Annotated in this window: 8 protein-coding genes; all 8 read left to right on the top strand. The window is 59.7% G+C overall.

Features of this window, described 5'->3' with window-relative positions:
- Positions 1-10 precede the first annotated feature (10 nt).
- The 8 genes from ACEN8Q_RS27490 to acs all read left to right on the top strand — a co-directional run bounded on the left by ACEN8Q_RS27490 (position 11) and on the right by acs (position 10,800).
- On the top strand, positions 11-1,450 hold the full coding sequence (locus tag ACEN8Q_RS27490; RefSeq protein ID WP_413426301.1) for a sigma-54-dependent transcriptional regulator: 1,440 nt from the start codon (positions 11-13) through the stop codon (positions 1,448-1,450).
- A gap of 795 nt (positions 1,451-2,245) precedes the next feature.
- Positions 2,246-3,646, top strand: coding sequence for a polynucleotide adenylyltransferase PcnB (locus tag ACEN8Q_RS27485; protein WP_007990946.1), 1,401 nt, complete (start codon positions 2,246-2,248; stop codon positions 3,644-3,646).
- Between the two features lie 3 nt (positions 3,647-3,649).
- On the top strand, positions 3,650-4,135 hold the full coding sequence (gene folK, locus ACEN8Q_RS27480) for a 2-amino-4-hydroxy-6-hydroxymethyldihydropteridine diphosphokinase (protein ID WP_413704005.1): 486 nt from the start codon (positions 3,650-3,652) through the stop codon (positions 4,133-4,135).
- Between the two features lie 364 nt (positions 4,136-4,499).
- Positions 4,500-5,300, top strand: a complete 801-nt coding sequence (gene panB, locus ACEN8Q_RS27475) for a 3-methyl-2-oxobutanoate hydroxymethyltransferase (protein ID WP_413704004.1) — start codon at positions 4,500-4,502, stop codon at positions 5,298-5,300.
- On the top strand, positions 5,297-6,157 hold the full coding sequence (panC, locus tag ACEN8Q_RS27470; protein ID WP_413426307.1) for a pantoate--beta-alanine ligase: 861 nt from the start codon (positions 5,297-5,299) through the stop codon (positions 6,155-6,157). Before panB ends, panC begins: the two co-directional genes overlap by 4 nt.
- A 204-nt stretch (positions 6,158-6,361) precedes the next feature.
- Positions 6,362-6,742, top strand: a complete 381-nt coding sequence (panD, locus tag ACEN8Q_RS27465; protein WP_003228271.1) for an aspartate 1-decarboxylase — start codon at positions 6,362-6,364, stop codon at positions 6,740-6,742.
- A gap of 223 nt (positions 6,743-6,965) precedes the next feature.
- Positions 6,966-8,630, top strand: a complete 1,665-nt coding sequence (gene pgi / locus ACEN8Q_RS27460) for a glucose-6-phosphate isomerase (RefSeq protein ID WP_223500462.1) — start codon at positions 6,966-6,968, stop codon at positions 8,628-8,630.
- Positions 8,631-8,862: 232 nt separating this feature from the next.
- Positions 8,863-10,800 (top strand): acetate--CoA ligase, encoded by a 1,938-nt coding sequence (gene acs / locus ACEN8Q_RS27455; RefSeq protein ID WP_413426309.1) that lies wholly within the window; start codon positions 8,863-8,865, stop codon positions 10,798-10,800.
- The last annotated feature ends 109 nt before the right edge of the window (positions 10,801-10,909 follow it).

The following is a 10,909-nucleotide window of genomic DNA, read 5'->3' as shown; positions in this document are numbered from 1 at the left end:
TATCGAATCAATGCCGCACATTTTGATCGTCGAAGACGAAACCATTATCCGCTCCGCCTTGCGCCGCCTGCTGGAACGTAACCAGTACCAGGTCAGCGAAGCCGGTTCAGTGCAGGAAGCACAAGAACGCTTCACCATTCCCTCGTTCGATCTGATCGTCAGCGACCTGCGCCTGCCGGGTGCGCCTGGCACGGAGTTGATCAAGCTCGCCCAAGGCACGCCAGTGCTGATCATGACCAGCTATGCCAGCCTGCGCTCGGCGGTCGACTCGATGAAAATGGGCGCAGTGGATTACATTGCCAAGCCATTCGACCACGACGAAATGCTGCAAGCCGCCGCACGAATCCTGCGTGACCGACAAACGGCACAAGCCGGTGGTGAAGCGGTTGCCGGCAAGGCTGCCAACGGTTCGGTGAAATCCGCTACCGACAACAGCAACGGTGAAATCGGCATTATCGGCTCGTGCCCGCCGATGCAGGACCTGTACGGCAAGATCCGCAAAGTCGCGCCGACCGATTCCAACGTTCTGATCCAGGGCGAATCGGGCACCGGTAAAGAGCTGGTGGCGCGCGCCCTGCACAACCTGTCCAAACGCGCCAAGGCGCCGATGATTTCGGTGAACTGCGCGGCCATTCCGGAAAGCCTGATCGAATCCGAACTGTTCGGCCACGAGAAGGGCGCATTCACCGGCGCCAGCGCCGGGCGCGCCGGGCTGGTGGAAGCGGCGGATGGCGGCACCTTGTTCCTCGATGAAATCGGCGAACTGCCGCTGGAAGCCCAGGCTCGCCTGCTACGTGTATTGCAGGAAGGCGAAATTCGTCGCGTGGGCTCGGTGCAGTCGCAAAAAGTCGATGTGCGCCTGATCGCAGCGACTCACCGCGACCTCAAGAGCCTGGCGAAGATCGGCCAGTTCCGCGAAGACTTGTATTATCGCCTCCACGTTATCGCGCTGAAGCTGCCAGCCCTGCGCGAACGCGGTGCCGACGTCAACGAAATCGCCAACGCCTTCCTCGCACGGCAAAGCGCGCGAATCAACCGCACCGACCTGAAGTTTGCCGCAGATGCCGAGCAAGCCATTCGTCACTATTCCTGGCCGGGCAACGTTCGTGAACTGGAGAACGCCGTCGAGCGCGCCGTTATCCTGTGCGAAAGCCCGGAGATTTCTGCCGAACTGCTGGGCATCGACATCGAACTGGGTGACCTGGAAGACGACGAGTTCATTGGCCTGCCCCCACAACAGGGCAACGGCAATGCCAGCAACAACAACCACGAGCCGACCGAAGACCTCTCCCTGGAAGATTACTTCCAGCATTTCGTTCTCGAGCATCAGGACCACATGACCGAAACCGAGCTGGCTCGCAAGCTCGGGGTCAGTCGCAAATGCCTGTGGGAGCGCCGTCAACGCCTGGGCATTCCACGGCGCAAGACCGGGGTGGCCAGCGAGAGCTGAACCGCGCCTGTCTGATGTGCGGGTAACACGTGACTTTGTGGAAAAAACTGTTACCTCAGCTTTTTCACGTAACAGAAGCCGGGGCTTCCGGTAACGAAGCCCCGGTTTTTTTTGGCCTTCGAAATACCTTCAAACCGGCCTAACCCCTTGTTTTATTGGGTTTCGCAAAAGTTGGCACGCACCCTGCTATATGTTTGGTACAAGAACAATAACAAGCAATGCACAAGACAATAAAAATAAGACGTATCGACTCACGCACAATAAAAACAAGACGGCGAGAGGCGCAGCTAACTGATTCTTTTGGAGAGGCGTTGTATTTGGGGCTTGCCCCACGACCAGGCCGAGAACAACAAAAAACTGTCCCAAGACAGAGCCTGTACTGGTTGGATCGAAAGATCACTGCAATTCAGCGACCAAAGCAATCCGTTTGCTCTTGGCTCCCGATTGGGAGGGTCATGAAGGAAAACTTCATGGCGAGGGCGCTCAACAAAAACAAGAAGCCCAAAACCAAAAATAAAAATAGAGCATGCAACTACTTCTTGGGGAGCTTCGGCTCCCCTTGTGGTTTCTGTGATTCCCCGCTTCCTGTACCCGTACCTGTAGGAGCGAGCTTGCTCGCGAAAAACCCACAGGCAACACTGGGCATCTGGTTTTCCGCGTAATCGTTCACGACCATCGCGAGCAAGCTCGCTCCTACAGTGTCCTACACCATCCCCCGACTAAATGCTAGAATCCCCGCCCATCATGCGGTCATTCTTCTGTTATGGCCGAATATTCCTTCAAACAGTGCATCCCATGCTGAAGAAGCTGTTCCAGTCATTCCGTTCTCCCAAGCGTCCTACGCAACACATTCGCAGCACGCCTGAAGTGCTCAACAGCGGCCAACACTCGCTGCAGAAGGCGCAATTCAGCCGCTACGCGGTGAATATCGTTGAACGCCTGCAGAGCGCCGGTTATCAGGCTTACCTGGTTGGCGGTTGCGTGCGCGACATGCTGCTGGGTATCACACCGAAAGATTTCGACGTCGCCACCAGCGCCACCCCCGAGCAGGTACGGGCCGAATTCCGTAACGCGCGAATCATCGGGCGCCGATTCAAACTGGTGCATATCCACTTCGGCCGCGAAATCATCGAAGTCGCGACCTTCCGCGCCAATCACCCGCAAAACGAAGACGAGGAAGACAGCAACCAGTCCTCCCGCAACGAAAGCGGGCGCATCTTGCGCGATAACGTCTATGGCACCCTGGAAGAAGACGCGCAACGTCGCGACTTCACCATCAATGCCCTGTATTACGATCCGGTCAGTGAACGCATCCTTGACTACGCCAATGGCGTACACGACATCCGCAATCACCTGATCCGCCTGATCGGCGATCCGAAGCAACGCTATCAGGAAGACCCGGTACGCATGCTGCGGGCCGTGCGTTTCGCCGCCAAGCTGAACTTCGGCATCGAAAAACACAGCGCCCTACCGATCCGCGACCTGGCGCCGATGCTGCGCGAGATCCCGTCGGCGCGCCTGTTCGAAGAAGTACTCAAGCTGTTCCTCTCCGGCCATGCCGCCGATACGTTTGAAATGCTGGTCGACCTGCAATTGTTCGATCCACTGTTCCCGGCCAGCGCCGAAGCACTGGAATACAACCCGACGTACACCCACACCCTGATCAGCGAAGCCCTGATCAATACCGACCTGCGGATCAAGCAGAACAAACCGGTTACCCCGGCGTTCCTGTTTGCTGCCCTGCTCTGGCCTGCCCTGCCGGCGCGGGTCCTGCGTCTGCAGGAGCGTGGCATGCCACCGATTCCAGCCATGCAGGAAGCGGCGCACGAGTTGATTGCCGAACAGTGCCAGCGGATCGCGATTCCGAAACGCTTCACCATGCCGATCCGCGAGATCTGGGATATGCAGGAACGCCTGCCGCGCCGCAGCGGCAAGCGTGCCGATCTGTTGCTGGACAATCCGCGCTTCCGCGCCGGCTACGACTTCCTGTTGCTACGCGAAAGCGCTGGCGAGCAGACCGACGGCCTGGGCGAATGGTGGACGGACTACCAGGACGCCAACGACAGTGAGCGCCGCGACATGATTCGCGACCTCAGCGGCAAGGACGAAGGCACCGGCGCCCCGCGCAAGCGTCGTCGCAGCGGTGGATCCAAACGCAAACGCGCCGCCGGTGCTTCGAGCACTACGGGCGAGTAATCCATGGAACGCATCTACATCGGCATGGGCAGCAATCTGGCTGACCCTGCCGAACAACTGTGCAGCGCCGTCGAGGCGCTGGCGGACTTGCCGCAATCGGAGCTGGTCGGGGTTTCTGCGTTTTATCAAAGCGACTCGCTGCTTCCCGGACAACCGCGCTACACCAATGCGGTGGCTGCTCTTGAGAGCACGCTGGCGCCGCTGGAACTGCTGGATGCCTTGCAAGCCATTGAAAACGGCCAGGGTCGCGAGCGCCTCGAGCGCTGGGGGCCACGCACGCTGGACCTCGACATCCTGCTGTTCGGTGATCGCCTGATCGACGAACCGCGCCTCAAGGTTCCCCATTACCACATGCAGGAACGGGCCTTCGTGCTTTATCCGCTGGCGGAATTGGCACCTGCGGATCTGCAACTGGCCGATGGCCGCACCCTGGCCGAACTGCTCAAGGTATGCCCGTTCGTCGGCCTGGAACGCCTTCCCCCGACCTGACCAAAATCCCTGTGGGAGCGGGCTTGCTCGCGAAGACGAGTTAACATTCAACATGAAAGTTGACTGTCAGGCCGCTTTCGCGAGCAAGCCCGCTCCCACATTGGTTTTGTGTCGCGCACAAGATCTACTGCTGAATCGCATCAGTTACCCCGGTAACACCCCACCCGTAACAATGCGGTAACACACGCAATTGACTTCCCTCGTTCTCCTCACGACTATAGGCGTCCCGCTGCCGCCAACACGGCGTTCAAGGGCGCAATCCAGGCCTTAAAAGCACGACAAAAAGAGCGTGCGCCTGTATTTAACGAAGAATCACGCGCGTTACTCGCAGTAGTTTCCACAGCGCCTGAATGAGGAACTTTTCATGCCAGCCATTACCCTGACCACCCTGCAAGGTCTGAAGCAAAAAGGTGAAAAGATCACCATGCTGACCTGCTACGACGCGACCTTCGCCCATGCCTGCAATCAGGCCGGCGTCGAAGTGCTGCTGGTGGGCGACTCCCTCGGCATGGTTTTGCAGGGCCACGACAGCACCTTGCCTGTCACCACCGCCGAAATGGCTTACCACGTGGCCGCCGTAAAACGCGGTAATAGCGATGCCTTCATCCTCGCCGACCTGCCTTTCATGGCCTATGCCACCACCGAGCAAGCCATGACCAACAGCGCGCTGTTGATGCAGGCTGGCGCGCACATGGTCAAGGTTGAAGGGGCGTTGTGGCTGGCCGATTCGATCCGCCTGCTGGCCGAGCGCGGCATCCCTGTCTGCGCGCACATGGGCCTGACACCGCAATCGGTGAATATCCTTGGCGGCTACAAGGTCCAGGGCCGCAACGAAAACCAGGCGCGGCAGATGCGTGCCGACGCGATCTCCCTGGAACAGGCCGGCGCGGCAATGCTGCTGCTCGAGTGCGTCCCGAGCGAACTGGCAGAAGAAATCACCCAGGCGGTGAAGATCCCGGTGATTGGTATTGGCGCCGGCAATGGCACCGATGGCCAGGTGCTGGTTCTGCACGACATGCTGGGGCTGTCCATTTCCGGCCGCATGCCAAAATTCGTGAAAAACTTCATGACTGGCCAGACCAGCATTGAAGCTGCACTGAGTGCCTACGTGACTGAAGTCAAAGCGGCGACCTTCCCTGGGATCGAACACGGATTCTCTGCATGAACACCGTAAAAACCGTACGCGAACTGCGGGCCGCCGTGGCCCGTGCCCGTAGCGAAGGCAAGCGCATCGCCTTTGTGCCAACCATGGGCAACCTGCACAGCGGCCACGTTGCGCTGGTGACCAAAGCCTCCCAGCGGGCGGACTTCGTGGTCGCGAGCGTTTTCGTCAACCCACTGCAATTCGGTGCAGGCGAAGACCTCGACAAGTACCCGCGCACTCTCGCCGCCGACCAGGAAAAACTGCTCCAGGCCGGTTGCCACCTGCTGTTTGCCCCCACTGTTGAAGAGATGTATCCCGACGGCATGACCGGCCAGACCCGCGTCAGTGTCCCGCAATTGTCCGAAGGACTGTGCGGAGCCAGCCGGCCGGGGCATTTCGAAGGCGTGGCGACGGTGGTCAGCAAGCTGTTCAACATGGTCCAGCCGGACCTGGCGATTTTCGGCGAGAAAGACTTCCAGCAACTGGCGGTGATTCGCGCACTGGTACATGACCTGAACATGCCGATCCAGATCATCGGTGAGCCGACCGTAAGGGCGGCCGATGGCCTGGCGCTGTCGTCGCGCAACGGTTTCCTCAACGAAGAGCAGCGGGCTGTGGCGCCGGCGGTGTACCGCACGTTGAGCGAGATCGCCGGGGCGATCAAGCAAGGTGAGCGCGACTTCCCGGCGTTGATCCGCGTGAAATTGCAACAGCTCGAAGCTGCCGGCCTGCGCCCGGATTACCTGGAAATTCGCCACGCCCTGACCTTGCGTCCGGCGACGCCGGAAGATCGGGACCTGGTGATTCTGGTGGCGGCGTTCCTGGGGACGACGCGGTTGATCGACAACCTGCACCTGAACCTCGACGCGCCGATCTAATCACCGAAATTCCCCTGTAGGAGCGAGCCTGCTCGCGATGAACTCCGACGCGCCGCGTACATTCAGGAAATACGCGTAATCGTTAACGTCCATCGCGAGCAAGCTCTCTCCTACAGGGGCATCTGTGCCCAAACAGACTGTATTGCCGCCCACAAACCCTTCGGGCAAACTGCCCGCCGTTCGATTCCGACCTGGGAAACACTCATGCACGCCATCATGCTCAAAGCCAAGCTGCATCGCGCCGAAGTCACCCACGCTGTACTCGATTACGAAGGCTCCTGCGCCATCGACGGTGAATGGCTGGACCTGTCCGGCATCCGCGAGTACGAACAGATCCAGATCTACAACGTCGACAACGGCGAACGCTTCACCACCTACGCCATCCGTGGCGAAGAGGGTTCGCGCATGATCTCGGTCAATGGCGCCGCAGCGCACAAGGCCAAGGTCGGCGATCGCGTGATCATCTGCGCGTATGCCCACTACAGCGAAGCCGAACTGCTCAACTTCAAGCCGCGCATGCTCTACATGGCACCGGGCAATGAACTGAGCCACACCAGCAACGCCATTCCGGTCCAGGTCGCCTGATCCGAGCCCTGTCTCTTCCGTTTGTCGGACTATTCCTGACTTGATGTTAAAAAAGTACCGGAAACAGGTCAGACAAAGTCAAGACAGATCATTGCGCGGGGTTTACTGTATTCGCCCTGCGCCATGAAATCGTGTCGACGCAGTTGACCGGAACGCCCACCCACAGCGCTCCGGGATTTTTAGTGTTCAAAAGGCCGTTCAAGTAATAAGGAAACCCGCAGCGATGGCGTATTACCGCACTCCTCACGACGTTACCGCTCTGCCTGCCTGGCAAGCGTTGAATGACCACCGCCAAGCCATGCAGGATTTCAGCATGCGCGAAGCCTTCAATGCCGATCCGCAGCGTTTTACTCAATTCACCCTCAGCAGTTGCGGCCTGTTTCTCGACTACTCGAAAAACCTGATCAACGCCGAGACCCGCAACTTGCTGGTGGGCCTGGCCAACGAAGTCGACCTCAAGGGTGCGATCAAGTCGTTGTTCGACGGCGAAATCGTCAACTCTTCCGAAGGCCGTCCAGCCCTGCACACTGCCCTGCGCCGCCCGGTTGGCGACAAGCTGTCGGTCAATGGCGTCAACGTGATGCCGGAAGTGCACAAGGTACTGAACCAGATCACCGACCTCGTCGGCCGTATCCACGATGGTCTGTGGCGTGGTTACACCGAAAAACCAATCACCGACGTGGTCAACATCGGCATCGGCGGCTCCTTCCTCGGCCCGGAGCTGGTATCCGAAGCCTTGCTGTCCTACGCCCAGAAAGGCGTGCGCTGCCATTACCTGGCAAACATCGACGGCAGCGAGTTCCATGAACTGACCATGAAGCTGCGCGCCGAGACCACGCTGTTCATCGTCTCGTCGAAATCCTTCAACACCCTCGAAACCCTGAAGAACGCCCAGGCCGCCCGTGCCTGGTATCTGGCCCAGGGTGGTTCGGAAGCCGAGCTGTATCGCCACTTCATCGCGGTATCGAGCAACAACGCCGCCGCGGTGGCGTTCGGCATCCGCGAAGAGAACATCTTCCCGATGTGGGACTGGGTCGGCGGGCGCTACTCGCTGTGGTCGGCCATCGGTTTGCCGATTGCCCTGGCCATCGGCATGTCCAACTTCAAGGAATTGCTGTCCGGTGCCTACACCATGGACCAGCACTTCCAGAGCGCACCGTTCGAACAGAACATGCCGGTGCTGCTGGCCTTGCTCGGCGTGTGGTACGGCAACTTCTGGGGTGCGCAAAGCCATGCGATCCTGCCGTACGATCACTACCTGCGTAACATCACCAAGCACCTGCAACAGCTGGACATGGAATCCAACGGCAAGAGCGTGCGCCAGGACGGCAAGCCCGTGTCCACCGACACCGGACCGGTGATCTGGGGCGGCGTTGGCTGCAACGGTCAGCACGCCTACCACCAGTTGCTGCACCAGGGCACCCAACTGATCCCGGCCGACTTCATCGTGCCGATCGTCAGCTTCAACCCGGTGTCCGACCACCACCAGTGGCTGTACGCCAACTGCCTGTCCCAGAGCCAGGCGCTGATGCTCGGCAAGACCCTTGCCGAGGCCGAAACCGAGCTGCGTGACAAAGGCATGAGCGAAGCCGAAGTGCAAAAGCTTGCACCGCACAAGGTGATCCCGGGCAACCGTCCGAGCAATACTCTGGTGGTCGAGCGCATCAGCCCGCGTCGCCTCGGCGCTCTGGTGGCGATGTACGAACACAAGGTCTTCGTGCAAAGCGTGATCTGGGGCATCAACGCCTTCGACCAGTGGGGTGTGGAACTGGGCAAAGAGCTGGGCAAAGGCGTCTACAACCGCCTGGTCGGCAGCGAAGAAACCCCGGCCGAGGACGCCTCGACCCAAGGGCTGATCAACTACTTCCGCGGTCGTCACCGCGGTTGATTTGACGGCACAGCCCGCAGACTTTGGATCAAACCCGAATTCTGTGGGCAATAAACATCCGGTGTGGGAGCGGGCTTGCTCGCGAAGAGGCCGGTACATTCAACATCCTTGTTGACTGAACCGCCGTCTTCGCGAGCAAGCCCGCTCCCACAGTTGTTTTGCATCTGACTTGAACCCATTGATCTCTCGGCGCATCTTTATCCTTGTCGCAAAACAAGCATAAGGAACCGTCATGTTCGATATCAGCACGTTCCCCAAAGCCGATGCCGTCCGCCGGGCCGCACAATTGAGTCAAGACGACTACCACCGCCTGTACCGCGAATCCGTTGAACACCCCAGTACGTTCTGGGCCGAACAGGCCACGCGTTTTCTCGACTGGAGCAAACCCTGGGACACCGTCCAGCGCTACAACCTGAAAACCGGTGAGGCCAGCTGGTTTGCCGGAGCGCAATTGAACGTCAGCTACAACTGCATTGACCGTCACCTGGAAAAACGCGGCGATCAGGTCGCCATCATCTGGGAAGGCGACGAGCCTGCCGAATCCACGCAAATCACCTACAAAAAACTGCATCACCACGTCTGCCGCCTGGCCAACGTGCTCAAAAGCCGTGGCGTGAAGAAAGGCGATCGGGTGTGCATCTACATGCCGATGATCCCCGAAGCGGCCTACGCCATGCTCGCCTGTACGCGCATCGGCGCCGTGCATTCGGTGGTCTTCGGCGGCTTTTCCCCGGACTCCCTGCGCGACCGGATCCTCGATGCCGACTGCCGCACCGTGATCACCGCCGACGAAGGCGTGCGCGGCGGTAAATTCGTGCCGCTCAAACACAACGTCGACAAGGCCCTGCAAAGCTGTCCCGATGTCAGCAGCGTGATCGTGGTCGAGCGCACCCAAAACCAGGTGAACTGGGTTGAAGGCCGCGACCTCTGGTATCACCAGGCGCTGCGCGACGTCAGTGACGATTGCCCGCCCGAACCAATGGACGCCGAAGACCCGCTGTTCATCCTCTATACCTCAGGCAGCACCGGCAAACCCAAAGGCGTGTTGCACACCACTGGCGGCTACCTGCTACAAGCGGCGATGACCTTCAAATACGTGCTGGATTACCGCGACGGCGAAGTGTTCTGGTGCACCGCCGATGTCGGCTGGGTCACCGGCCACAGCTACATCGTGTACGGCCCGCTGGCCAACGGTGCGACCACGCTGATCTTCGAAGGCGTGCCGAGCTACCCGAGCACGTCGCGTTTCTGGCAAGTGATCGACAAGCACAAGGTGAACATCTTCTACACCGCCCCCACCGCCCTGCGCGCCCTGATGCGCGAAGGTCCCGAGCCGTTGAAGGAAACGTCGCGCCAAAGCATCAGATTGCTCGGTACCGTCGGCGAGCCGATCAACCCGGAAGCGTGGGAATGGTACTTCCATGAGGTCGGCGAAGAGCGCTGCCCGATCGTCGATACCTGGTGGCAGACCGAAACCGGCGGCATCATGCTCAGTCCCCTGGTCAGCGCACAGCGGATAAAACCCGGTTGCGCCACGCATCCGATGTTCGGTGTGCAACCGGTGCTGCTCGACGAGCAGGGCAAGGAAATCAAAGGCGCCGGCAGCGGCGTACTCGCCATTAAGTCCAGCTGGCCGGCGCAGATCCGCAGCGTCTATCGCGACCCGCAACGCATGGTCGACACCTACTTCAAGCCGTACCCCGGTTACTACTTCACCGGCGATGGCGCGCGGCGCGATGAAGATGGCGATTACTGGATCACCGGGCGCATCGACGATGTGATCAACGTGTCCGGCCACCGTATCGGCACTGCCGAAGTGGAAAGCGCCCTGGTGCTGCACGAGAGCATCGCCGAGGCCGCTGCAGTCGGTTACCCCCACGACATCAAGGGCCAGGGCATCTATGTCTTCGTCACGCCCATGAACGGCGTCGAGACCAACGATGAACTGAAGAAACAACTGCTGGCCCTCGTCAGCCAGGAAATCGGCAGTTTCGCCAAACCGGATTTGATCCAGTGGGCGCCGGCCTTGCCGAAAACCCGCTCAGGCAAGATCATGCGGCGCATTCTGCGCAAGATTGCCTGCAACGAGCTGGACAGCCTGGGCGACACTTCGACACTGGCCGATCCAAGCGTGGTGCAGGGCCTGATCGACAAACGTCTGAATCAATAACGGACTGTGCCCTGTAGGAGCGAGCTCGCTCGCGATGAACTCAGACGCGCCGCGTATATTCAGGAAGCATGCGTTATCGTTAGCGTCCATCGCGAGCTTGCTCGCTCCT

Source organism: Pseudomonas sp. Pseusp16, assembly GCF_047324915.1.
GTDB classification, from domain to species: Bacteria; Pseudomonadota; Gammaproteobacteria; order Pseudomonadales; family Pseudomonadaceae; genus Aquipseudomonas; species Aquipseudomonas fluorescens_CD.
Note: the sequence above shows the minus strand (reverse complement) of the source record. Positions and strands in the feature narration are given on the sequence as shown.

Excerpts from the sequence above, each read along its gene's own strand:
- ACEN8Q_RS27490 (WP_413426301.1), top strand. The coding sequence starts at position 11 with ATGCCGCACATTTTGATCGTCGAAGACGAAACCATTATCCGCTCCGCC.
- ACEN8Q_RS27485 (WP_007990946.1), top strand. The coding sequence starts at position 2,246 with ATGCTGAAGAAGCTGTTCCAGTCATTCCGTTCTCCCAAGCGTCCTACG.
- folK (WP_413704005.1), top strand. The coding sequence starts at position 3,650 with ATGGAACGCATCTACATCGGCATGGGCAGCAATCTGGCTGACCCTGCC.
- panB (WP_413704004.1), top strand. The coding sequence starts at position 4,500 with ATGCCAGCCATTACCCTGACCACCCTGCAAGGTCTGAAGCAAAAAGGT.
- panC (WP_413426307.1), top strand. The coding sequence starts at position 5,297 with ATGAACACCGTAAAAACCGTACGCGAACTGCGGGCCGCCGTGGCCCGT.
- panD (WP_003228271.1), top strand. The coding sequence starts at position 6,362 with ATGCACGCCATCATGCTCAAAGCCAAGCTGCATCGCGCCGAAGTCACC.
- pgi (WP_223500462.1), top strand. The coding sequence starts at position 6,966 with ATGGCGTATTACCGCACTCCTCACGACGTTACCGCTCTGCCTGCCTGG.
- acs (WP_413426309.1), top strand. The coding sequence starts at position 8,863 with ATGTTCGATATCAGCACGTTCCCCAAAGCCGATGCCGTCCGCCGGGCC.